Annotated in this window: 20 protein-coding genes, 1 pseudogene and 1 riboswitch; of the genes and pseudogenes, 6 read left to right on the forward strand and 15 right to left on the reverse strand. The window is 58.8% G+C overall.

Going from position 1 to position 23,766, the window contains the following annotated elements; genetic code table 11:
- Positions 1-223: 223 nt before the first annotated feature.
- The 4 genes from metE to ACTGJ9_RS39300 form a co-directional block, all read right to left on the reverse strand.
- Complete coding sequence (gene metE / locus ACTGJ9_RS39285) at positions 224-2,539, reverse strand: 5-methyltetrahydropteroyltriglutamate--homocysteine S-methyltransferase (protein WP_456675375.1); 2,316 nt, start codon at positions 2,537-2,539, stop codon at positions 224-226.
- A 100-nt stretch (positions 2,540-2,639) separates the two neighbouring features.
- A riboswitch (cobalamin riboswitch) is annotated at positions 2,640-2,839 on the reverse strand.
- Between the two features lie 177 nt (positions 2,840-3,016).
- Positions 3,017-3,139, reverse strand: coding sequence for a hypothetical protein (locus ACTGJ9_RS39290; RefSeq protein ID WP_456675376.1), 123 nt, complete (start codon positions 3,137-3,139; stop codon positions 3,017-3,019).
- A gap of 475 nt (positions 3,140-3,614) precedes the next feature.
- Positions 3,615-3,818 carry a 4Fe-4S binding protein gene (locus ACTGJ9_RS39295; protein WP_247804211.1) on the reverse strand — a complete coding sequence of 68 codons (204 nt, stop codon included), beginning with the start codon at positions 3,816-3,818 and terminating at the stop codon, positions 3,615-3,617.
- A 617-nt stretch (positions 3,819-4,435) separates the two neighbouring features.
- Positions 4,436-5,650, reverse strand: coding sequence for an EAL domain-containing response regulator (locus tag ACTGJ9_RS39300; protein ID WP_456675377.1), 1,215 nt, complete (start codon positions 5,648-5,650; stop codon positions 4,436-4,438).
- Positions 5,651-6,470: 820 nt separating this feature from the next.
- On the opposite strand from ACTGJ9_RS39300, the gene ACTGJ9_RS39305 reads away from it, so the two are divergent.
- Positions 6,471-6,746 (forward strand): GNAT family N-acetyltransferase, encoded by a 276-nt coding sequence (locus ACTGJ9_RS39305; protein WP_456678768.1) that lies wholly within the window; start codon positions 6,471-6,473, stop codon positions 6,744-6,746.
- Between the two features lie 539 nt (positions 6,747-7,285).
- Here ACTGJ9_RS39305 and ACTGJ9_RS39310 read toward each other — a convergent pair.
- From ACTGJ9_RS39310 to ACTGJ9_RS39335, 6 genes and pseudogenes are all read right to left on the reverse strand, one after another.
- A complete protein-coding gene (locus ACTGJ9_RS39310) occupies positions 7,286-8,185 on the reverse strand; it encodes an SMP-30/gluconolactonase/LRE family protein (protein WP_456675378.1) in 900 nt (299 codons plus the stop codon).
- Positions 8,182-9,009 (reverse strand): citryl-CoA lyase, encoded by an 828-nt coding sequence (locus tag ACTGJ9_RS39315; protein WP_456675379.1) that lies wholly within the window; start codon positions 9,007-9,009, stop codon positions 8,182-8,184. The genes ACTGJ9_RS39310 and ACTGJ9_RS39315 overlap by 4 nt, the downstream gene beginning before the upstream one ends.
- 55 nt (positions 9,010-9,064) lie before the next feature.
- Positions 9,065-10,330: a CaiB/BaiF CoA transferase family protein gene (locus ACTGJ9_RS39320; protein ID WP_456675380.1), complete on the reverse strand. Its 1,266-nt coding sequence runs from the start codon at positions 10,328-10,330 to the stop codon at positions 9,065-9,067.
- A gap of 50 nt (positions 10,331-10,380) precedes the next feature.
- Positions 10,381-11,403: an ABC transporter substrate-binding protein gene (locus tag ACTGJ9_RS39325; protein WP_456675381.1), complete on the reverse strand. Its 1,023-nt coding sequence runs from the start codon at positions 11,401-11,403 to the stop codon at positions 10,381-10,383.
- Positions 11,404-11,436: 33 nt separating this feature from the next.
- Positions 11,437-12,210 carry an ABC transporter permease gene (locus ACTGJ9_RS39330; RefSeq protein WP_456675382.1) on the reverse strand — a complete coding sequence of 258 codons (774 nt, stop codon included), beginning with the start codon at positions 12,208-12,210 and terminating at the stop codon, positions 11,437-11,439.
- Positions 12,194-12,984, reverse strand: a pseudogene (locus ACTGJ9_RS39335) (ABC transporter ATP-binding protein). The gene ACTGJ9_RS39330 and the pseudogene ACTGJ9_RS39335 overlap by 17 nt, the downstream one beginning before the upstream one ends.
- Before the next feature lie 117 nt (positions 12,985-13,101).
- Between ACTGJ9_RS39335 and ACTGJ9_RS39340 the strand changes: the two are divergent.
- The gene (locus ACTGJ9_RS39340) at positions 13,102-13,836 is read left to right on the forward strand and encodes an IclR family transcriptional regulator (protein WP_456675383.1); all 735 of its coding nucleotides are present in this window, start codon (positions 13,102-13,104) and stop codon (positions 13,834-13,836) included.
- 343 nt (positions 13,837-14,179) lie between these two features.
- Here the strand turns inward: ACTGJ9_RS39340 and ACTGJ9_RS39345 are convergent, their stop codons facing one another.
- Positions 14,180-15,580, reverse strand: coding sequence for an MATE family efflux transporter (locus ACTGJ9_RS39345; protein ID WP_456675384.1), 1,401 nt, complete (start codon positions 15,578-15,580; stop codon positions 14,180-14,182).
- 400 nt (positions 15,581-15,980) lie between these two features.
- Here ACTGJ9_RS39345 and ACTGJ9_RS39350 point away from each other — a divergent pair, with 400 nt between their 5' ends.
- Together ACTGJ9_RS39350 and queD are read left to right on the forward strand one after the other, a co-directional pair.
- Entirely contained in the window at positions 15,981-16,223 is a 243-nt protein-coding gene (locus tag ACTGJ9_RS39350) for a hypothetical protein (protein ID WP_456675385.1), read from the forward strand.
- A 90-nt stretch (positions 16,224-16,313) separates the two neighbouring features.
- Positions 16,314-16,676: a 6-carboxytetrahydropterin synthase QueD gene (gene queD, locus ACTGJ9_RS39355; protein WP_456675386.1), complete on the forward strand. Its 363-nt coding sequence runs from the start codon at positions 16,314-16,316 to the stop codon at positions 16,674-16,676.
- A gap of 806 nt (positions 16,677-17,482) precedes the next feature.
- On the opposite strand, the gene ACTGJ9_RS39360 is transcribed toward queD, so the two are convergent.
- Both ACTGJ9_RS39360 and ACTGJ9_RS39365 read right to left on the reverse strand, forming a co-directional pair.
- On the reverse strand, positions 17,483-18,082 hold the full coding sequence (locus tag ACTGJ9_RS39360) for an SGNH/GDSL hydrolase family protein (protein ID WP_456675387.1): 600 nt from the start codon (positions 18,080-18,082) through the stop codon (positions 17,483-17,485).
- A 45-nt stretch (positions 18,083-18,127) separates the two neighbouring features.
- Complete coding sequence (locus tag ACTGJ9_RS39365) at positions 18,128-19,033, reverse strand: S1/P1 nuclease (RefSeq protein ID WP_456675388.1); 906 nt, start codon at positions 19,031-19,033, stop codon at positions 18,128-18,130.
- Between the two features lie 843 nt (positions 19,034-19,876).
- Here ACTGJ9_RS39365 and ACTGJ9_RS39370 point away from each other — a divergent pair.
- Positions 19,877-21,631, forward strand: a complete 1,755-nt coding sequence (locus tag ACTGJ9_RS39370) for a recombinase family protein (RefSeq protein WP_456675389.1) — start codon at positions 19,877-19,879, stop codon at positions 21,629-21,631.
- A 15-nt stretch (positions 21,632-21,646) separates the two neighbouring features.
- Here ACTGJ9_RS39370 and ybgC read toward each other — a convergent pair whose 3' ends face one another.
- Both ybgC and ACTGJ9_RS39380 read right to left on the reverse strand, forming a co-directional pair.
- On the reverse strand, positions 21,647-22,087 hold the full coding sequence (ybgC, locus tag ACTGJ9_RS39375; protein WP_456678509.1) for a tol-pal system-associated acyl-CoA thioesterase: 441 nt from the start codon (positions 22,085-22,087) through the stop codon (positions 21,647-21,649).
- A gap of 76 nt (positions 22,088-22,163) precedes the next feature.
- A complete protein-coding gene (locus tag ACTGJ9_RS39380) occupies positions 22,164-22,661 on the reverse strand; it encodes a hypothetical protein (protein WP_456675390.1) in 498 nt (165 codons plus the stop codon).
- Positions 22,662-23,161: 500 nt separating this feature from the next.
- Between ACTGJ9_RS39380 and ACTGJ9_RS39385 the strand changes: the two genes are divergently transcribed.
- Positions 23,162-23,752 (forward strand): hypothetical protein, encoded by a 591-nt coding sequence (locus ACTGJ9_RS39385; protein WP_456675391.1) that lies wholly within the window; start codon positions 23,162-23,164, stop codon positions 23,750-23,752.
- Positions 23,753-23,766 lie beyond the last annotated feature (14 nt).

Raw genomic sequence — 23,766 nt, forward strand, 5'->3', positions numbered from 1 at the left:
TTCGCGTCGAGCGTTAGTGAGTTGGAACATCTCACCTGATCGGTATCGCCGGCATGCTGTCGTCCGCCGGATTCGAGCTTGTCGCCGACTGTATGCGATCGCCTCCGCCGAGGCAGACCGACATTCGAAGGCGCTGGAAACTTTGGAAGCTCGCAAGGACATCGCGAGCTCCCAAAGCGCGTGCATCTTATTCACAAATACGTTGGCGACACACTCCGTACGATCATGCCTCAGCCCGCAACTCGCGTGCGGCGGCCACCATATTGACGAGCGCGGGACGCACCTCCTCCCATCTTCGAGTTTTCAGTCCGCAGTCGGGATTGATCCAGAGCTGCCGATCGGAAACCCGCTGCCGCGCCAACACAATCAGCTGCTTGATCTCCGCTGCTGCGGGAATGCGCGGTGAATGAATGTCATAGACGCCCGGCCCGATCTCATTAGGATATTTGTAGCTCTTGAAAGAGTCGAGCAATTCCATTTTAGAACGCGACGCCTCGATTGAAATGACGTCGGCATCCATTGCTGCGATCGCATCGATGATTTCGTTGAACTCGGAATAACACATGTGGGTATGGATCTGAGTTCCGTCAGCGACAGCGGAGGAGCAAACGCGGAAACTGTCCACTGCCCAATCGAGATAGTCCTTCCACTGAGATTTGCGCAGCGGCAATCCCTCCCGCAACGCAGCCTCGTCGATCTGGATCATGGCCGCTCCAGCCGCCTCAAGGTCGATGACCTCGTCTCGGATCGCGAGAGCGATCTGTCGGCATGTCTCGCTCCGCGGGATGTCGTCACGGACAAACGACCAGTTCAGGATCGTCACCGGTCCGGTCAGCATGGCCTTGACGGGTTTTTTGGTCAGAGACTGCGCATAGCGCCACCACTCAACCGTCATGGGCTTCGGCCGGGAGACATCTCCAAATAGGATAGGAGGACGAACGCACCGCGAGCCATAAGACTGAACCCAGCCGTGCTTGGTGAAAGCGAAACCCAACAGCTGCTCGCCAAAATATTGAACCATGTCATTGCGCTCGAACTCACCGTGTACGAGCACGTCCAGGCCGATATCTTCCTGCCAATGCACCGTATGGGCTGTCTCCGCTTTGAGAAGCTGCTCGTACTGCGTGTCATTCAGCGCTCCCCGGGCATGGGCCGCACGCGCATTGCGGACGTCGGCCGTTTGCGGGAAGGATCCGATGGTTGTGGTTGGAAACATCGGCAATGCGAACGTGACGCGCTGGACGTCGGCACGCTGGGTGAACGCACTGCGACGGCGACGCATGCTATCGTCGATCGCGGCCATTCGTCCGGCGACGTTCGCACTGTGTATCTTGGGCGATGTTTCGCGGGTGACGGATGCATCCTCTGAGAGCGCGAGTTCATCGGCCACATCGGCAGCCTGGCCGGCCAGCGCTTTGCCCAATATCGAAAGTTCCTTGATCTTCTGCACTGAGAACGCCAGCCACGTCTTCAGATTGGGATCGAGATCGGTCTCTAGCTCAATGTCGGTCGGAACATGAAGCAACGAGCAGGAGGGAGCAATCTGAACACGGTCCCTGCCCAGTTTTTTGACCATAGGAGCAAGTTGGTCGAGTAGCGCCGGCAGATTGGAGCGCCACACGTTGCGACCATCAATGACGCCGAGCGAGACCACGAGATCTCTACGGGCTCTGGCGACAATCGCGTCCAACTGGCCGGGTGCCCGAACCAAGTCGACATGAAGCCCGGCTACGGGCAAGGCCAAGACTGTTTCAAGACAGTCTCCGACAGCCCCGAAATATGTGGCCAGCATGATTCTAAGGGCCGGCACGGCGTTAGCGAAATGAGCATAGGCCCGGCGGACAGCCGCCCGAGATGCTTCGTCGACGTCCATCACCAGGCATGGCTCGTCGAACTGGACCCATTCAGCACCGCGCGAGGCGAGTTCGCGGAGAACATCGACATAGACTGGGAGAAGCCGATCAAGCAGCGACAGCGGATTGAATGCGGGATTTACGCCTTTGCCGAGCTTCAGGAAGGTGACTGGGCCAACCAGGACGGGCCGCGTCTGGTAGCCGAGGCTTCTTGCCTCCTCATATTCCTCGACCGGCTTCCGAGAGGCATACTTAAAGATCTGATCCTGGTGAAATTCCGGCACCATGTAGTGGTAGTTGGTATCGAACCACTTCGTCATCTCCTGTGCGGCTACGCCAGGCCCAGGCTGAGCGTGACCACCGTCCTGAGTGCCACGCGCCATCGTGAAGTAGGTCTTGAGCGACACAGGACCTTCGGTCCAGCCGTAGACGTCGGGAATGGCGCCGACCATTATGCTGGTATCGAGCACATGGTCGTAGAGCGAGAAGTCATTCGAAGGAATGACGGTCGCACCGCGGGACTTCTGCCGTGCCCAATTGGCGGCACGAAGTCCGCTCCCCGCCTCGAGGAGGTCTGCTTCACTGGATTTTCCCGCCCAATAGCTCTCGAGCGCGAATTTGAGTTCGCGTCGTGGGCCGATGCGTGACGTCCCCAGTGTGGCAACGGGAAGCGAAAGAATAGACATAGCTTAGACCCCATAATTGGGGCAAAGGCCATGGCGGACGCATGCAGCGAATGTCGCGTGAGCGACAGCTGCTTGGCGCACACCGGGACACCCCGCCCGTGGACGATATCTTATCGAGGCAGGTCTCCTGGCTCGCGGGTCGTCGCAGCTGTCCGGCCTTCCCGAAGCCGCATGGCTTCAGTGACTTCGTTGGACAGCGGCTCGCCGCTTACAGTTGCGGGGGCAGCGCCGGCATTGCACCGGCTTCCCTCTTAGCTCCGGATCAAATGAAATCCGAAGACCACGACGGCTGGAATTATGCGCACGAGGATCGATGCGTCAACCTACCGATTATCGCTGCGATATTGCCCAAGCGATTGCGCCTTGTACTAGGCAGGCGCGACGGTCTTACTCGGGCCTGGTGAACACCTGGGCCTGGGGAGACTCAGCTTGTGAATGCGCTCGCGTTCAATGCCCTGTTCGCGTACCCGGATGAGCTCAGCGACCGGAACGAACCCAGGCCGCTTTCGATATCTGTGTGATCCCGGCGAGCCCGACCTTTTCCGTCAGCAGCTTCTCGAACCTGCGCGTCAGGAAGTTGCGATAATCCTGGGCCGGCATCCGTTTGATCACAGCGCATGAGGCTAAACCGGATTGCTTCAGGATCGCACGGATGATCAGGTCGGACCCTTGGTGTTCGGCCGGCCCCGCGACGAGACACGAGGTCGATCGCCTCCCTGATGTTGGTCAAGATGATCTCCTCGGTGCGCCAGGTATTCACGTGCTGAGCGACTTTGGCGCAGCCTTCGATCCGTCCGTCGCCGCTCGACGCCTGTCTACCGCGGCTCGGCTCGTCAGCCAGGGACGATAAGCCTCAACGCGGCCACTGGAGCATCGAGGTGGCCTTGCTCGTGACAAATTCGACGGTGTCCTCCGACAGAGCCCTTCGAGGCCTCCTCGGCGTCGATCAGCGTCTTAAGCTCATAACGATGTCATCGATCTCGAGGCGCCCCACGCGGTCGGTGGTCCCCTCAAGCTCGACATCTACTACTTCGCTCGCGAAATCGAGCGATGAGGCATTCTAGACACGCGCTGCTTATGCTGTCTTGGACGGGACACAGGTGTCAGGCACCGGACAGACGACCGCGCATTGCGGCGTGTCGCAATGGCCCTCGCACTCCGTACACTTTTTGGCATCGATAACGTAAATGTCGCGTTTGAGGCTGATCGCCGCGTTGGGACACTCGAACTCACATGCACCACAAACGGTGCATTGCGACGCGACGATCTTGTAAGCCATGCGTTCCGACTCTTAGGCGAGCGATGCCACTGGCGATCCCTTTCAAAGGCCGTGCCAAACGCAGACACAGTCAACGTTGGGCAATTTGCCAAATTTTTGCTGCCTCGGGTCTGAGACCATGTTGCATCTGCGACAGCAACAGGCCGCTTCAATTTGAGGCTACGAGCCCTTGGGCCCTCTTCCGAGAGCCAGTCGCGACTCGACGGCTGCGAGCTTCGGTCGGTTTGTCTGGCACGTCAGCCGGGGTCAAGCGACGCCCGATGATTCGAAACCGGGCGGCGCGACAAAAAGCCGCGAGTCGACGCACGCACGTCTACGTCGGACCTCGGCAAACCTCCGGTCACACACCGACTGGAGGTTTGTGCAGGTCTCGCTCATGGCCGCAAGGCTAGCGCGGCGGATTGACCCGCTGACGGCTTGCCAAAACGGGTTTGTGGTACAATAAGCTTCGGCGTCGCTTCGGAGGGAAATGAACTTGCGGCGGGCGGAGCGACACTGGTCTTGCAAAGTGACCGATTGAATTGCACTCAGCCTCATGCCTGGTGCCGAGTAGCCAAGGCGGTGTGGGTGAGCGCTGCTAGGCTTTGCCTGGCCCTGCTCAGCCACTCGTGATGCAACTATCTTGGACGAGCTGGAGCAGGGTTGGAAGATGACTGTGCAAATTGCTTCAGTGGCATGGCCTTTCCGAACAGATGGCCCTGCGCAAGGTCGAAGCCGAGTTCGGTCACAGCGATCAGGTCGGCCTGGCTTTCCACACCTTCGGCGACGGTGCGCACAGTGTACCGTTTGGCCAGATCGACGATATGGCGGCATACCGTTCGCTTCATTGGCCCATTTGCGCAGCCGGCGACGAACTGGCGATCCACTTTCAATTTCATGAACGGGAATTTTTCCACCCCCATTAGCTGCGGCCAATTGGCACCGACATTGTCGATTGCAAGGCCAATGTTGTGAAAGCGAACCTCACGCGCAACCTCGACCAGGAGATCCAGGTTCTGGATAGCTTCCTCGCTCTCGATTTCGATCGTCAAGCCGCCGAAAGCGGGGTGCGACGGCATGCGCTGACAGAGATCGCGTACCGCCTGCGGGTCAATCAGGAATGCTGCCGGCAGATTGATGGAGAGGTCGATTGAAGTTTGCTGCCCCAGAAGATATTGCCAATCCTTGATCGCGCGGTCGATCACGAACTGCGACAACTCCCTAAAATGCGGATCGTGAGGCTCCGGGATGAAATAGGCTGGTGGAACAACGCCCCAGGTCGGGTGCCGCATTCGCACAAGCGCCTCGGCGCCGCGTCGGCTGAGGGTACACGCGTCAAACTTCGGCTCATACCAGAGCTCAAGCCAGCCAGCGTGTAAGGCTTCTCCGACATGGACCGCAGGACGGGGCGCCGGATCTCTGGGCAAGAGCGTGGCGACCCGTTCGCGCAGCGTCTCGGCTGCAAACGGCGTCCTCAGCGGCGGCAGCATAGCAAGTCCATATTCCGCGCCGACCTGCTGCACTGCCGTCATGACGATTGATTCGCGGGCGCCGAACGCCAGCACTCGGCCTGCAAATTCTTCGCGTACGAGTATCTCGAGCAATCGTCCAGGCTCGATGCGATCCGAGCCAATGCCGAGCAGGATCAGATCAGGGAACTCCGTGCGGAGCACGTGCGGCAGCTCGTCAGCAGTGCCGCATTCGCTGATAACAAATCCCGTATCTTCCAGTACATCCCGTAGAAAGGCGCGCAGATGCCGCTTGCCGACGGCCACGCACGCTCGCGGTCGCACCTTACGTTGTCCGAAGATTACAGGTTTCCGTCCGACCAGTTCGGCCTGCCCATGTTCCATCGCAACCACTCCCGTTCCGTGACGGTGCCTTAAACGAGGAGCGAAGGTCCAAACAAGCTGTGCGTGCCGATATATTTCGATTCTTGGAGGTAAGCTTAAGATAGTGCATCAGTGTGCAAACCTTTCGCGATGTTGCTCAGACGATTTTGTCGGGCGCACGCGCATGATACCTGTCCCGCTTCGCGCAACTTTGTACGAGTGACGCGAGCCTGGGAATCTCACCTTCGGACCCACCGAGCTGATGCGCCCTGTGGCGTTGCGATCATTATCGTGCGAGATCTACTGTCGAGTAATTCGTGAGTGACGATCGGCAATGACTCTTACGAATGTTTGATCGGAATGGCCGGCCTGCCAACAGGCGAATGTGCCGTTTTGTGCGTTTTCCAATCGAAGTAAGTCCATGATGAGCTCGCAGCTGCTCAAGCCGCAGTCGATTCTGAGAATCGGCAGCAGCTGGCAATGACCTCAGCTCTGTTGCTTATAGCGAGTGCGGACGTCCTGCTCCCTACCGAGCTTGATAGTTGCTCTCAATTGCGTTTTCTGTATCCTCCTGAGCATGAATTTCCTCAAGAGGGACTAACGTGACAGGCGTTTGTGTTGGCGCTGAAGCGCAAGGCCCGCCCCGCGGGGGCAGGGCTTTGCGCATGAGCGTGCCAGGAGATAAGAACGCGGTCGCAGAAGCGGTCGAAAAGCTACTTTCCGAATTAGGTGGCCCCGGACCGGAGTTCAGTCTTGAAGGGGCGAAGCAGGCGGCTTTGCGCTTGATTCAGAATCCCGAGGGGGCTTCATTTTTGTCGTCGAGGAACAAGCCACCGAGCAGATTGTAGGGGTAGCTAGCATCTCGGCCGTACAGGCCGTGAGAGCAGCCGGAGCGTATGGCGTGCTTCAGGAGCTATGGATTTCTCGTGACTTCCGGAGCTCTGGCTGCGGTCGGCATCTACTCGAGGCGGTAGATTCGGAGGCGAAGCGCCGCGGCTGGCAGATGATTGAGGTTGCGTTGCCTCCGGATGGCTATCCGGCCCTAGAACGGGTACGCCACTTCTACGAGAAGAGGGGATATCAGGTTGGAGGATTGCGCGCGCGCAAGAGGCTCTGACGGTACTACGACCTCTGCTCCACCAGTTAAAGCGCTCCTGGGCTAGCGTGCTATCGGTAAAGTCCTTCAAGCAGTAAATCCAGCGGATTGTTGCTTCTCAAAACGGACGCTTCAACGCGTGCGTCGCGGCCGAGCATGATCGCTGATGCGGTGCTGACTCCCACCGCGAGCGGTTACCTCTTCGGCCTTCTGGCGAGAACGTTCGGAAATATCAGCGATCAAATCATTCTTCATTGCGCGAAGCGATACCGCGAGCCGTAACCCGCCCGGCCAAAAGGCCGCGGAGACAGGTCGGCGGCGGCCCGTTGCGGGCGAAGCCCGACCCAGCTTTACGAGTCGTTCTTTTGCGCTTCCCATGCGGTGCGACTTACTCAGTCTAGTTTCGGATCATCGCAGATAAACGTCATCCATTCGTCACCAACTACAATGTCTCGGCAACTGGCCAGCCATCATCTACCAGACTTATTCCAGGATCTTGGTTCGGCGGACCGTCGCATGAAAGGATTCGGCAGCACCTTGCCACTCCTGCTGGCGCACGTTCAAGGAAGGTGAGCGAGATCAGCCATCAACACTGATCCGGTAGAGGATTCCGTAATGAGCAATGCGCCGAGTGCCGCATCCAACACGACATTCGTGCAGCTCGCCCCTGCGCAGGACTTAATGCGGGCGACCGTTTCGCCGTTTGGCGCCAATACGAAGACGTGGCCGAGGGAAGCATGCGCGACAAAGAGCCGCCCTTTTTCATCGACCGTCAGTCCGTCAGGCCCGCTCGTCCCGAAGAACCAGCTGAACCGTCCGACCTTCGCGACGCCGCCGTCACGCACCAGCGGTACGCGCCAGATGCTGTTGTCGCGCGTCATTGCAACGAACAACACGGTCTCGTCCGGACTGAGCACCAGGCCATTCGGGCTCGGCCCATTAGAAATCAAGCAATCGATCCGGCCGTCAGGGCACAGTCGAAATACCCGGCCGGTCGGATCGTGCAATCCAGTCTGGCCCTGATCGGAGAAATAGAAGTTGCCTTTGTTCGCGATATGCAGGTCGTTGCAGCCTCTGAATGACTCGGAACTACGGTGGCCCAGCAACGGCCGGATCGTCCCCCTCTGTGGATCGAGCTCCATGAGACCGTTCATATAGTCGGCCACGAGCACCCGGCCATCCGGGGCGATCTTCAGTCCATTCGGCCAGCCTTCGTATTCGATGACCAGGGACCAAACGCCGTCGGGTGAAATCCGGAAAATGCGGCCGAAGGGTATATCGACGACGTAGAGATTCCCGAACTTGTCGAACGACGGCCCCTCGATAAAGCAGTCGACTGGATGGCCCCCGCGGTTGGCGTTCGCCCATTCCGAGGAAACACCCGGGCGACGAAACTCGGCCGGCATCGACGAGAACACGCGAGTCTCAACCAGCTGAGGCGGCTTCTCGAGATACATCATGACGCGCCTCCCAAGGTGCGGCGAGGCTCGCCCTCATATTGGTAGCCGAACTGCTTCGGCATCGGCCCCTTGTTGCGATCCTTGCGTCCAGTTTGCTCCCAGGCGTGAGCCAGGATTCCGACCGCGCGCGACAAGCAGAAGATGCCGCGCGCCAGCGGAGGCGCGAAGCCAAGTTCGCCGTAAATGACCGCGGTAGCGCCATCAATGTTCATCGGAATGAGCTTGCTCTTGCGCTGTTGCATCACCCGCTCGATCGCGCGAGCGGCCTGGGCATAGTCGCCACTGACGCTGCCTTCTGCGGCTGCAGCATCCACCAGCGCCAAGAGCGGTGCCGCGCGCGGGTCGACTGGATGAAACCGGTGGCCGAAGCCCGGCAGATATTTGCTGCGGGTTGCGGTGAAATGGTCGATTGCAGCGACAGCGGCCTGCTCGATCTCTCGCCCTTCGCGCCGTCGCAGCACATCTTCGTAGAGTTCGATAGCCTGCTCCCCTGCTCCGCCATGTACGTCATCGAGCGTGTTGATTGCCGAGGCCATCGCGCCGTTCAGGGGCAAGCCGCAGCTCACCGCCATCTGGGCAATTGCAATGGAGGGTGCGTGCGGACCATGGTCAACGGATGCAACCAGCGCAGCTTGCAGCAGCTGCTCCTGTGCTGGGGTCGGCAGATTGCCACGCAACATCAGCCAGATCATGGCGGGAAAGGAAACGCTGCCGATCAAATCTTCGATTGGATAACCGCGATAGGCGATGCGACCTGGCGCGATATCGCAGATCGAGGTTCGCCACCAACGGGCCGCTTGCTGTCGCAGTTCTTCTTCGCTCATTTTCGGTTCGGTCCTTTCAACCTACCGATTGCCGAGTACCGCAAGCCGTCGGATGTCATGATATCGGTCCGTCCGTGGCTACGCGGACCGGCAGGAAATCAGCCTCTCCTTGCCTTGGCGTCCCGACGGCCCGGCTTGAGACCAGTTGCTCGACCTCCGCATACGAATAGCCGAGCCGCTGCAGCCATCGCTCAGTGTCTGCTCCGAGCGTCGCGGGTGGTGAAGGCACCGAAAACTCCTCATCCAGCCGGAACCCCGGCCGCGTGATTCGTAACGGCTGCGCACCGTCTTGTTCTGGGGCCAAAGTCTCTACGAATCCGCGCTCAAGGAGCTGTGGCTGCTGCAACACTTGCGAGACCGTCAGCACACGGCCGGCAGGGACACCAGCCAGATTCATTTGGGCCTCCCATTCCTCAGCGGGCTTGCAGCTCAATGCCTTGTTCAGCTCCGCGCTGAGCGCAGCGCGGTTCACCTTGCGCATCTCGCGTCCAGCAAAGCGTGGATCCGTCTTCAGGTCCGGTCGGTCAATCAGGTCGCATAGGGCTTGGTACTGCTTCTGCTCGTTGGCGGAAATGTTCAGCGGGCCCGTTGCGGTGCGGAACGTGCCGGAGGGAGCCGCGGTAAAGTTCTCGTTGCCGATGGGCTGCGGCTCGACGCCGGCGTTCAGGTGGTTGGAGACGACCCATCCCATCGCTGCAACGGTGGCCTCGAGCAGGGACACGTCGATGAACCGACCGCGGCCGCTATGCCGCTGTTCGATCAGAGCCGCGGCGATGGCAAACGCTGCAGTCAGTCCCGCAATCGTGTCCGAGATCGGAAAGCCCGTGCGCAGGGGAGCCGAGGCTATATCGCCCGTGACACTCATGGCCCCGGACAGGCCCTGCACGATCTGGTCATATGCGGGACGGGCGGACCACGGTCCGCTCTGCCCAAAGCCGGAGATCGCGCAGTAGACCAGACGCGGGTTCTGCCTGATAAGCACATCAAAGCCGAGGCCAAGGCGTTCCATCACCTTCGGCCGGAAGTTTTCGAGCACCACGTCGGCTTCCTTGACCAGTCGCGAGAACACCTCGCGGCCCGCTTCCGATTTCAGGTCCAGCGCAACCGATTGCTTGCCGGCGTTCACGGCGACAAAGGAAAGGCCCTGCAGGCGCTCCGCTCTTTGCGGATCCGCGCCGAGGCGCCGCGCCAGGTCGCCGCCGTTCGGATTTTCCACCTTGATGACCTCCGCGCCAAGGCGCGCAAGATGGTAACCGCAGAACGGACCCGCCAAGACGTTTGACAGGTCGAGAACGCGGATACCGGTTAGCGGCAGAGACATATGAAGAGCCTTCTTGTAGGTGATCCGATAGCGAGCGCTGAGTGCGCAACTTATTTCAGTTGCTGCGCAGCGCGTTCCGCGAATCGATTGGTGAAGGTCTTGCTCAAGTCGATCTTTGCGGTTGCGATCTTCGGATCAAAGTCGCTTAGGACAGCCAGCGGGACCTTGGCCGCCTCGATGTCCATCTGGCCGGTTGGCGAGAACAGCGCTTTCGACGCGTTGATGATCTCGATGTTCACCTCGCGATTGTCGGTCTTGTATCCAGGAGGCATCGCGTCGACGAGCTGCTCCGCCGAAACCGTGTTGATCCAGCGATGAGTTTTGAGCAAGGCGTTGACGAGGCGCTGGACCGTTTCCGGATTTTTGTCGATGAAAGTCTGCTGGAGGTAAAGGCAGGCGGTCGGATAGATTCCGCCAAAGGCCTGCTTTGAGCCTTCGAGCGTGCGCGCGTCGAACAGCGGCCTCGCACTCTTTTTGCGCGCGAGAAGGGTCGCAATCGGGTCGAAATAGACGAGCGCGTCGATATTCTTGGCTTCGAGTGCCACCATACCGGGTACCCCGCTGCCGACCGCGATGATGTTCAAATCGCGCGGGCCCAACCCAGATTTCTTGATGTAGTACCGCGCCATGGTGTCGGTCGATGACCCCGGCGCCGTGATCCCGAGCTTGAGGCCCTTCAGGTCGGCACCAGACTTGACCTTATCTGCGAGATCGCTGCGGACACCGAGCAACACGCCGGGAATGTCATTGAGCAGGAACACGCAGGATATCTGCTTGCCCTGCGCCTGCATCTGAATGGTGTGATCGTAAAAGCCGACGGTCCCATCGACGGAGCCACCGATCAGCGCCTGCAGCGCTTTTGAGCCACCCGCCTGGAAGTTCTCCACGGTCAGCTCGAGACCTTCGTCCTTGAAGGCGCCCAGCTTCACCCCAAGTTCGAGCGGCATATAGTTGAGGATCTGTGAGCCAACAGCGATCTTCAACTGGCTCTTCTCCGGCTCGGCGGCATTCGCCGAAATGAGCGAGAATGCGGCTATCGCGATGACCAGCATCAGTCGTGGAAAAGCGTGCATGGGAACCTCCGTGAGAATGGGAGACCGGTACGATCAGGCTTCGTGTGCAGGTGCGGGCCGCCAGACCAGGAGCCGTTTTTCCGCGCGGTCGACAATGGCATCGAGAGCAACGACGAAGGCGGAGAGGACGATGATTCCTGCGAACACTCCGGTCGCGTCGAGGACGCCCTCGGCCTGCGCAATCAGGTGCCCCAATCCCGCGGACGAACCGAGATATTCGGCGACCACTGCTCCCATCACGGCCATGCCGACCGACACCCGCAGACTCGAGAGGATCCACGTGGTGGCGGACGGCAGGTAGACATGGCGCAGCAGAGAAGTCTTCGATGCACGCAGCAGGCGGGCGTTCGCGAGCACCACCGGATTGACCTCGCGGACGCCCTGAAACGTGTTGAAGAATGCGACGAACAGGACCAGCGTCACGCCGAGCGCGACCTTGGAGGTGAGCCCCAATCCGAACCAGATGACAAAAATGGGTCCCAGCAAGATGCGCGGGATCGCGTTGAACATCTTGATAAAGGGCTGAACGACCTCGGCCGCAAACGGGCTTAAGCCGAGCCAGATACCAAGCGCCGTGCCGATCCCGATACCAGCCAGGAAAGACAGGACCGTCTCCAGCAGTGTTATGCTGACATCGGTCCAGAAGTCGGCCGTTGACATCCACTCTCGGATCCTTGCGATAAGTGCCGACGGGGCCGGAAAGAAGAACGGGTCGATCAACCCGGTCCGCACGCCCAATTCCCAGATCAGAATCAGGCCGAGGACGATGGCGAGCTGCGTGAGAACGACCTTACCCCTGCGTGGCATAGCTTTTCTCCACTTCGGCGCCGAGCAGCGACCAGATTTCACGATAGAGCGCGACGAATTCATCGGTCGTTTGTAGTGCCGAGACGTCGCGTGGACGGGGCAGCGTGATCCTGACATCGCCAACCATGCGGCTGGCAGGACCGGCAGACATCACGACGACGCGGTCCGCCAGCGTGATCGCCTCATCGAGATCATGGGTGATGAAGACGAGGGAGCGCCGGTCCGCCTGCCAGAGGTCGAGCAGGATACGGTGCATGAGGCGGCGCGGTGAACGTCCAGGGCTGAAAACGGCTCATCCATCAGGACGATCTTCGGCTCCATGATGAGGGTCTGGGCCATGGCGACGCGCTTGCGCTGGCCGCCGGACAATTGATGAGGATAGCGCTCCTCGAACCCTTTCAAGCCGACCTTGGCGAGCCAGCGCCGCGCCTGCTCGCGCGCCTTTGCGATCGAGCTTCCCTGAAACACCAGCCCGAGGCCGACATTGTCCTGGGCTGTTTTCCAGGGCAGCAGCCCTTCCTGTTGCAGCATGTAGCCGGACTGACCGTTCAGGCCCGTCAGCGACTTGCCGAAAATGCGAACGTCGCCGGCAGCGGGCTTCAGCAGTCCTGTGACGGTGTTGAGAATCGTCGACTTACCGCAGCCGGTCGGCCCGACCACAGCAACGAATTCGGTCTCGCCGACCTGGAGGTTCATGCTTTTGACGGCGGTGAAGTCGCCAAAGCAAATCATCACGTCGCGCAAGTCGACGGCAAGTGCCGGCCGCCCTTCCATTGTTTCGCTCCGTAGAACTTGTTCTAATCTTCGAAAACAAGTAACCCGCGCTATAGCCTGAGTCAATTATATTCTGGCAAGCAGAACACAGATTCGCATGAATATCTGGACTTTCTATTGATTCTGGATATCTGTTCTGTACAACAGAACAAGAGGTTATCAATGGCAAAAACAGGGGTTGATGCGGTCGGGCGGGCGCTGGCGATCCTCAAGGCCTTCGGCCCTGAGCGCGCAGCCATGACGCTGACAGAGATTGCCGAGGCGACCGACCTCTACAAGAGCACGGTCCTTCGCCTTGCCGCATCTTTGGAAGCGGATGGATTCCTGGTGCGGGGGACCGACCGGCTATTTCGACCCGGACCGGAGCTATGGCGCTTAGGGGCGCTCTATCAGCGTGGGCTCGACTTCGGTGACCTGATCAGACCCTCGCTCCATCGTCTGGTTGAGGCAACCGGAGAGACCGCATCCTTCTACATCGCGGAGGGCGACGAGCGCATTTGCCTTTATCGCGTTAATTCTCCGCGTTCCGTCCGGCATCACCTCGAAGAAGGACAGCGATTGCCGATCGACCGCGGCGCTGCCGGCCGCGTTCTTACTGCGTACCGGGATCCCGCATTAGCTGATGGAAAGAAGATCAGAGATCGTGGCTTCTACGTCTCGATCGGCGAGCGTGATCCTGAGGTTGCGGCTGCAGCGGTGCCCGTGATCGACGTCCATGGCAAATTGCGGGGCGCGCTCTCGGTCTCCGCCATTCGCACTCGCTTTGATGCAGATGCTCGGAAATCTGCCGTTGAAGTGCTGAAGTCCGAGGCTAAAGCGCTAATTGGTCTGCTGCCTGCAAGTGAGCGCTGAGCTATAATGGGAGCGTTCTGTTTACAACGCACAGCTCAGCGGGTGCCGTAATGGCCTCCCTTTGCGCAGCATTTCTCGCATTGTTGAGGCCCGCAGATCATCCTCGATCTCGATGCAACCCACCTCTACACGAGCCTCAGGAGGGAGGCTTCTTCAAGGCTATTGCGCTGCTCGTTATATGTGCTGGTACGCTTGTTCTGCAGCCGGCATACCCTGACGGCCAAGCTGCGACGCGCCGACATCGATGCAAGCGCGGCCAGGACGTTTCGCGGATTGTGCGGCCTAGCTGCGAGCCTCCCAGGAGGCTAGCACCCAATGCTCTGTGCTTCGATGATATCCGTTCTCAGCTCAACCGGAGCGCTCGTCTGAGCTCGCCGAACTGGTTGAACATGACGATGAGAGCGATTATTCCGGCGCCAAGCTCTGCGAGCGCTTGACTGGCTAACAGTCCGTTAAAACCCGCTACCAGCGGGAATAACAGTACGGCCGGTATGAAGAGATACCCCTGCCTCGCCAAGGACACAATTGCGCTGAGGCGCGCTCTCCCAAACGACTGAAGCATTGCCGTCACGAAACTCTGCACCCCAAACAGTCCAAAGAAGAGATGGAACACGATGCAGGTCGAGACGGCAATTTCGGTGACGTTCTCGTTTTCGCTAAATAGACTCACCAAAGGCCTCGCAAAAATCACAACGGCCGCAGAATACACCCCCGAGAATGCGATCGTCACGAAGAGCATGAACTTCGCAGCCTTCAATATATGAGCATAGTCGCGTGCGCCCCAACCGAAACCCAGGATAGCTTGAGCGCCAATACAGAACCCGGTGATAGGCAGTGCGCCGACCATCAAGATACGCACAGCTATTCCAACCGCGGCGATGGAATCGTCGCCGAACGGCGCAGCAGCTCCGTACAAGAGCATAACGGCAAGAGCAGATAAGATACTCGTCATTGTCGCCGGCGCGCCTACCAACGCGAGCTGTCTTATGCGATCTGCTCGCAATGATATGTGAGATATCCTGACGAGAACTGTCCCCCCAAGCTTGGTAAAATACGCGATATAGAGTCCAACAGCAGCTATTTGAGATACCAGCGTTGCGAGGGCTGCGCCTCGCACGCCAAGGTCAAGTGAGAATATGAAGATGGGATCAAGCACGGCGTTCAGTATAAACGCGGTCATCATCGCCCACATGCTCAATCGCGTATAGCCTTCGGCTCTGACAATGAACCCGCTCACCGTATTTAGCAGCATGGGCGTGTACCCCAACAAAACCGTTCCCGCGTAGTCGAGCGCCACGGGCATGATGGTCGGGGTTGCTCCGAGCGTTGCGAATATCGCTGGCAGATTTGGAAGCAGAGCGAGGGTAACTATGATACCGATCGGAGCGGTGAGCGCCAGTGCAGTACTCGCGCCGCGACTCGCCTCTAGGTAGTCACGAGCGCCCAGATGACGAGATATGAACGACGCTGTTCCAACACCAATGCCCTGTCCGGCTGCGGCGAGCAGGACCACGATCGGCAAGGTCATGCTGACAGCTGCGATCGCCTGCGCGCCAAGTGCGCCAACAAAGATCGCGTTGACGACCTGCTGTAGCGCATGGATTGATAACCCAACAACAGATGGAATGGCGAGCCGCAGGATAAGGCTCAAGAGATTCGGGTCAGATAGATCGACGTGCTGTTTTTTCTTTGGCATCACATTGCGCTTGCTGTCGAGGGCGAATTCTGTATCCGGCCCATTCACGGACGAACGTGTCGCGAAGTTTTCCAAATTCGACGATGGCGTACTCAGCGCGCAATCCTCTCCGGATCTGCTCTGGCACGCCGTGATCGCCTGGATACGTTGACGTTTTCAAAAGCTGATTTTTGCCTGGTCGATTTTCTCTAGGCATACGCCTCCCGTCAGTCGTAGCGAATACTGACTGAGGTGTTCGTGGGTAGCCTCCCAGGTTCTCCCAGTCATATTGGGCCGTTCCGCCCTTTGGTTGGGCTTCGTGCCGGTTGCGTTCACTTCTCTCGATGATGATCGGCGGGGGAACGCGGCCGGACCTAGAGCCTCAAGTAGGCTTTGGCATCTACCGGATCTTGTAGTAGACGCTCCATCATCTGCATGGCACACGCAATGAACGTGCTCAGAACCACTGTTGCGGTTCGATGATGTCGTGCAATCTGTGCACGATATTGGGTTCCTCAGCGCGATCGAGACGAACGGCAGGCTGCCGATCCCGACCAGCGTGGTGACTGGATTTGCGTCAGCAAATCGCGCCGCGCTGGCCGTCACTCGCGGACACGAACTCAAAATTCGTGTGGCGGCAGGCGGCAGCCCGCCAGACGGGTTCGATGAGAGGAGCCTGGACAATTTCTGCTTCGACCAACAGACCGCCTAGCCGTCGACCACATGCGGCAGGCCATCGCGTACTGTTTGGCTCATCCGAAATGGCGACTGAGCGTGCAATTCCGCGAACACTCGGCTTCAGATGAAGATATCCCAAGCATTCAAGTTCGAGGCAGCGCACCGACTTCCAAACGTCCCGCAGACACATCGCTGTCATCGGATGCACGGTCATTCCTATCGGCTAGAGGTCGTATTGAACGGGGCAGTCGATCCGCACACCGGATTCGTGATAGATTTCTTCAACATGGAAGAAGCATTCGGTGTTCTTCTAAAGAAGCTCGATCACCATTGCCTAAACGAAGTCCCGGGACTGGAAAATCCGACGGCGGAAAATATTGCGATCTGGATCTGGGAGCACACGAAACCGCGCCTCGCGCAACTCTCGAGCGTGAGGGTGTACGAGACGACCGATAGTTGGGCGGAATATGACGGGCTCGATCGCTGAATTCAGCCTCATTTGGGACTGTGTCGATGCGGCGCGCCTGTCCTTCTTCGGCTGAGAACCGATTTGCTCGATCTCCGATTCGGCTCCTCTACCGCCGCGCCCGCGGCAGATTCCCATGCTCACGGAAGACACCTCACGGGAGCTCAGAGGACGGCGCCCGGCTTGGCTATGAGGACCCCCACCACGTGACCGCATTCGAAAAGCTTCCGGCCAGACGATCGGGATCCCGAGTTGTGCTAACCGCCTGAACCATCTGACGGATTCGAGCCGCAGGAGGAATTCGGTGCCGATCGTATCGGAGAGACGGCCCGCCATCCTCTTCGGACGGTGCGCGGCTGGGCGCCTCGGTGCTGCAGCAGGTCGGCGCTAGCTGGAATGCGAGGATCACGGGTGGATGCACGACCGCTCGGGAGCAGAGTGCGGTCCGTCCGATCGCACGGTATGGTTTTGCACCTCGCGATAGCCTCAGACGCGAATCAGCTTCCCAAGACTGAGTCCCAAAGCTGGTGAGCTATGCGGACGCCTTGCCGCCCGGATAGAGGCTACACGCCGACAGATGCGATCGGCGAGATCGGATGGCCGACCAACCATTCACACGACCGGCTATCCACAAGACAGTGTATTTCCTGCTCGGCAATCGGAGGTGCTGCGCACGGAGCCGCGGAGCCGTTCAACAACCGGCAGCGGAACGGCCCCACTGGCTCAGTCAGGAACAGCGGCCTCCACCAAGGCGTCGCAGAGTGCTTGCGCAACGCAGTTATAGTTCCAATCGTTCTGGGGCAGCCAGTTGCCACCGAAATTGCTGATCATCTGGTCGAAGGGGATGCCGCGGTCGACGAGCCAATAGCGCATGATCTCAAAGCGACGAAAAGAGCGACATCGTGCTCTGCCGAGATCACTTCGATGGTCCGGAGCATCTCCGTGGTAGCGGCCGTCGGCGCTTCGTGCTGATCGAGGACGCCGGGGGCACACTGAAGATTCATCAGGACGAGGTCCGCCTTTGCGCCAGAAAGGTGATCGAGCCCCCGAAGGATGGCCGCTCCCACGTCGTCTAGAAAATAGTCCTTCCAAGCTGCGTTCGTGCCGACCTGCCAAATCACGAGCGCAGGCCTGAAGGCTAGAACGTCCTTCTTGAACCGCGCAGCCTCGTCCGGTGCCTCCTGACCATTCACGCCGACGTTATGCATCCTGATCCTTGGGCCAGGAAAACGGGCACTCAACGCGAGGGCAAGGTTGCTCGGATAGGAATTATCCGAATTTGCCCGCTCACCGACCGTCGATGAAGAGCCGATCGCGATGATGTTCACATCGTTCAACCCGCGCAGCGCCTCGGCGAGGCGAGGCAACTGCTGACCCAACGTGCTCAGCTGCCGCCGAGTTTCACAACCTGGATCTGCCGTGGTCATGTGCCCTCTCCGTTACGTCAATATCGCGTCTAGGCCCGGCTACCATCACCGCTGCGGGGCGTAAGGACACTGCGGCGAACTGAAGACGTCGTTCAGGTACCTCGCCAGTCGCAGACCAGCGAAACCGAGCTGTTGCGTAACAAGCGGTGTGACCCGGTCATAATACGCCTGATCGAGCGTCGTATTGTTGTCGACCCAGATATTGCGCGAAATCGCCTCATTGTGCGCGTCCTCGGCCCATGCAACCGGGTCATCCTTGTTATCGTTCTTGGCACTGGCCGACGTCAGCCAGCCAGTTTCCAAATCGTCGACGAAGGTCGGCCAGCTGTATTCCATGGCGCGAATAAGTGTTGTATCCCATACCTTGTGAAGGTTGTCAGGCGGAGTCGAACAATTTCCCGCCGTGCACGTCTTACCCTTGAACCCGATCTTCACGGAGATCGTGTTACCGCCGAGGTTTTCCCAAATCGTATGAAACGGTTGGTGGATGTCGCCCACAAAGTGAATGGCGAATTTAAGCGCGCGAAGCTGTCGATCGCCTGTTGTGCAGCGCAGCTCGTCTCGCAAACGTGAGAGTTCGTTGATCACGCAGTCGCCCTGCTCGGGCTTTTCCTTGGGACACTCCGTCGCCGGATCATACTTGGTGTCCTGCCGCGGCATATCGACGAAATGCCAATTGTAGGTCTCGTTCGGCGTCGCTCCGTTATAGCGGACCTCATCGGCCCAGGTTGAGATCGAGGCGAGAGATGGCGCAGTGTACACAGTAGCGTTAGGATTGGCGCGGAGGATCTGCGTTATGGCTTGAGCCGCATTCTGCGAGAGGCGCCTTTGCGCGATCTCAGCGACGACGGAATGTCCCTCCTCGCCCCATGCCCAGGCTTCCGAAGCGAAAATATTGAAAACCAAACTCAGAAATATCCAGCATCCTAAAAAGGGCAGTCGGCTCCTCATGGGTCTCTCTCCGCATAATCGGCGATGAAAATTCTCAATCTAGCGGCTCGACTTCAACTACTAAGATCGCCATATTGCAATCTATTGCGCAAGTTGTTTTCGATAGCGCACCGGCCGATCGTAGCCGGCGCCCCATGTTTGAAGGCTCATATCGATGACTGCCGAACCCCCTGGTTATCCAAAGCCCGAGAAGCTCTACGATATCGCCGATCCGCAGCGATGTCGGCGTTGAGGCCGGCGCTGCCGTCTTGCGGGAAGCCCCAGCATCAGGCTGCTCGCCTGCTGCTTCATCGTGGAGTTCCAGTGTTCGTCCGAAAGGCTGTGCAGCGGAAGGGCGATGTCTACGCGGCTTTCGGCAGCCATTACACATATGTACGACAAGCCGCGTGAACGAGAACGGCTCCGCTGGGCACCGGACGCCCAGGAACAGACTTACCGCCGTCGCGCGCAAGTATTTATACTCCGCTTTGCTTCGCGTATCTGCTCTGGACTACGCGCCTCATCGCCAGGAATGCCCTCGCGCGCTGCGGCACTTCAAGAGTTTCATTTTCATTCGACGCCGCCGAAGTCAGCATGAGGGAAGCGTTGCGAGCAGTCGCTGTGGCTTGGCTGTAGCGCAGCGCGGAAATTTACGCTAGCTTCCGCTCGCGAGTTTGCAAATGCCTACCCGCATCCGATCTTTCCGAAGACAACGAGCGACCATTCGACCGCTTGCCCTCTCTCATCCTCAGAGCTGGGATAATCCGGACAATGAGGAAATCTGGTTTGAGTTGGCGCGCGCCATCGGACGTCAGATCGCACGGGATGAAAATCATGGCTCGGGGCAGCCGATAGAGGACCGGCATGACGACAGCGTCATCGAAGAAAACGGCCGTAATATACGCGCGCTATTCGAGCGACATGCAAAAGGCGAGCTCGATTGACGGTCAGCTATTACTCTGCCGCAAGGTCGCATTGCGCAACAACCTCGATGTCATCGGCGAGTTTGTGGATGCCGCAAAATCTGGACTTACCGAAGGTGCGCGGGACGGCTATCAGCGCTTGCTCAACGGTGTGCGAAAGCAGGAGTTTGACGTAGTCGTCGTTGAGCATTTCGACCGCTTGTCGCGCGATCCCGCAACCATCCAGCGTCTCAAGCAGGTTTTCGAGTTCAACGGCGTTGAGCTGATGGATCAGAAAGGAGTCTACGCGACCGCCACTGACATCAGCATCGCAAGTCTGTACAACACGATTTATAAGCCGCAGCTCGCCGAAAAGGTTCGACGCGGCCATGACAACGCTGTTGCCAACGGAAGAATTCCTGGCTCATACGCCTATGGTTATCGGCCGAGGCCGGGCGCGCCCGGCGAACGCGTAATCGATGAGAACGAAGCAAAGATTGTGCTCCGCATCTTCAATGAATATGCAGCGGGCCGCTCGACCCGAAATATCGCCGCTGACCTCACCCGCGAAGGCGTGCCCTCACCAGGGGCAACTCGTCAGAAGAACAAGGCTGGCCGCACCACCTGGAACCATCAGTGCATCACAGGCGGTCGGCATGGTCGCGGCATTATCGGCAACGAACTATATATCGGCGAGATACATTGGAACGTTCGCTCGACAATTCTCAACCCAGAGACGCAGAAGAAGCAGAAGCGCCGCAATCCAGCAGAACGCCACATTATAGTCAAAAAGCCAGAGCTGCGGATCGTTCCGCAAGTGCTCTGGGATCTATCGCAGAAGGTTCGTAGCATGCGCGCCGTGTCTATGTTCGGACCGACTGGCAAGCCGCGGCGACGCGCCGTGAGTCCGCGCAACAATGAGCACCCGCTTGCCGGTGTGCTCCGGTGTGGCGTCTGCAATGGCCATATGCGAATCGCTCAATCCTCGCGTAACGGTGCACCGCGCGCGGCATGCGCGAGCGCGCATCAGCGGGGCACCTGTGAGCACACCCGTAGCTTTGATATGGACGTTCTGCTCGAGGATGCCTCCGAGAAAATCCAAGTGAAATTGCTTTCGCCGAAAGCCATTGAAGAGGCGATGCGTGCTTGGAAGGAGGAGCGCAAAAACGATCGGAACAATGGCAGCGAACACAGTAAGCTAGAGCGTCGACGCCGCGTATTGACTAGCGAGATCGAACGCCTCTCTTATGCCATCGCAAATAGCCGCCGCAAGCCGGACGAACTGCTCAAGCGGATCGATGAGTGCGCCCTTGAGCGGGAAAGCGTTGAAGCGCGCTTGCGGCTACTGGGCGGTGGCGGCGAAAATGTGATTGGCTTCGATCGCCCGAAATTCAGTGACCGATACCGCTCGGAGGTTAGAACGCTGATCAGCGCGCTCAAAACCAATCCGAAGGCGATCGAAACTCGCATCGCCTTCCGCAACTTGATTGAATGCATAGTAGTGCATCCGGTTCGCAAGCGGATGCCCTACGAATATACGCCCTACCTGAACAGCTCCGCGCTTTACGGCAAGAACCTTTTTCCCGAAAACCGCAGCAAGGAGCGAGAGATCAGCACGTTTGCATACTACGACAATGGCAAGTCAGGGAACTCTGGCTTGCCAACATCGCAACACAGCGGCTTGATTCCATTGGGGCGCTGGAGGGCTATAGCGTGAACAAGCGTAGATTCTCTACGCTCCTTCCATAGCGAGCCGTAGCGCCTTCGGGATCCGTTGCGCCCTTCCGCCTGAGATAAATGCTACCCGCACGCGGGCCGCGACCAAAAGATCGTCTTCGCGTCGACATTCCTGCAGCAGGGTAATCGATGCGCCCTTCACCTCTGCGGGGATTGTGATGACATCAAGCAAGTCGTCCAAGGCCGCTGGTTTTAGGAAATCGATTGTCATTGAACGGACAACGAAGGCGAAGCTTGGCGCATCGTCGTGCGCTTCTTTGAGTAGCTCCCGCTGATTGGTCCCGAGCAGACGCAGGTAATTCGTTCTTCCCCGTTCCATGAAGCGCAAGAAATTGGCGTGATAAACAATCTGGCCGGCGTCCGTATCTTCGAAATAGACGCGGACCTGCATATGATGGCGACCGTCGCGAATTTCTCCGTCAAGAGATGTTGTCACAGAAATATCCACTTGTTGTATATCGGGAACTAATTGACTCGGATCATTATTCTGGCTCGCGGTTGGCCAGTCGACGTCACATGAAGAAACGAAATTGATAGGGAGCGGAGCCCAATCCGTCCATTCGTTTGACAACGCGCGCGAGCGTTTTTGCGTATGCCATGGTCACCGGCAGCATGTCGTACAGTGCGTCGTTGTTCCAATCCATCTTCGCGAGCGCGAGAGCTGACCGGGCGGTTTCGTCCCACGAGCCGTGCCCTGCATGACGGACCAGTTGAATCGGACGAGGCGTGCTGCGGCCGCCTTGGTAATACGAGCGCTCCGCGACGCCTTTTACATCGCCATGCATCCACAGCAGACACTCGCGGTCTCCGAGCGGGATCAGGGTACCACGATCGACCGGATAACCCGTTGGCTTCCCTTTGCCGCTTTGGCGGTCGCGATCGATGCGAACACCTCTCCAGCCGACGTCCTCCACGACCTGCACGAGATCGACCGCTTCGCACTGATGCAGCGCTTCCATGCAGCCGTCGATCTCGTCCTTCTTGAATTCTGTCGTCTTGTGTACCGTCACTTTCCGGGGAGAGCGACCCGAGTGCCGACGTCGGTAGAGATCTAGCGATCGGCCCATCACGCGGAACATCTCCGTCCGGGACATGAACGGATTTCGGAGAAACGCGGCGCTGGCTGACGTAAAGTTGCTGCTTGAATTCCCAAATCATGTCCCACGCCGTCGGAATGCCGGCGGCCGCCGAAGCGCCAGCCCCGAGCAGCCACATGAGATTTCCGCCGCGCTGCGAGAAGCGACGCGCAAAATCGTCCGTAGCTACGGTGGGATAGATCGAATCGATTATCACGCGAACATTCTAGTTTCACGAACTCGCGGATGCACTGAATCTCGCCTCCCGCTGGGTTGTCGGACCGTACGTGCGGCACTTATGCTGCGCCGCAATAAGCCCCAATTAACGACGTGCCCTCTGAACCCCGAGTTGCCTGAGGGCTGCGTCAGATCGTAAAGCTCTGGCCTGCCAATCGACGGCTGGCCGATTCGGCTTGGCGACGGATAAGTCACGCATGACAATCGAGGACGTCGTTTCCCGGATCGAAAAACTGAACAGCGGCTTGGCGACCTTTTGGGCAGCAAGCAACGGCTGGGCGCCTGTTGAAGCCGCGGGCCTGCTGACCAAGAGCCGCCTCGACTGGCAGGCGTCGCTGTCAAAGACATTGCGTTTGTGGCTACGTGAACCCTCCACTGCGCTGTCGGACGGAGAACTCATTCTCGCCTGGTCGAACCTCGGCAGTCTGCTCGAAGGAACGCTGAAACTCCTCCTGTCGGTGTTTTACATGGACTACAAAGCCGACCTGGACGTGCTCAAGAAGGCAAATGCGTTCGATCACAAAAAGCAAAAGGCTTTCAGTCCTGACGGACTTACGCTCCAGCCTCTGAAGATCTTCGTGAAAGAGCATGACCTCATCGGCGCTGACGGGAATGCCCTCCTTGATCTGGTGCAGGAGCGGCGCAACACCATTCACGCCTTCAAAGACAAGCCCCTGGGTGATGGCGCCGAACTCCAACTGGCTGTGCGGGGCTATCTTGTGCTCCTACGGCGTGTCAACGAAAGGCTTCCCTACCCGGACAACGTGTACGCACCGCGCGAAATCTAACCATTTCACGAGCC

This window comes from Bradyrhizobium sp. RDM12 (assembly GCF_051917485.1).
Lineage (GTDB): Bacteria > Pseudomonadota > Alphaproteobacteria > Rhizobiales > Xanthobacteraceae > Bradyrhizobium.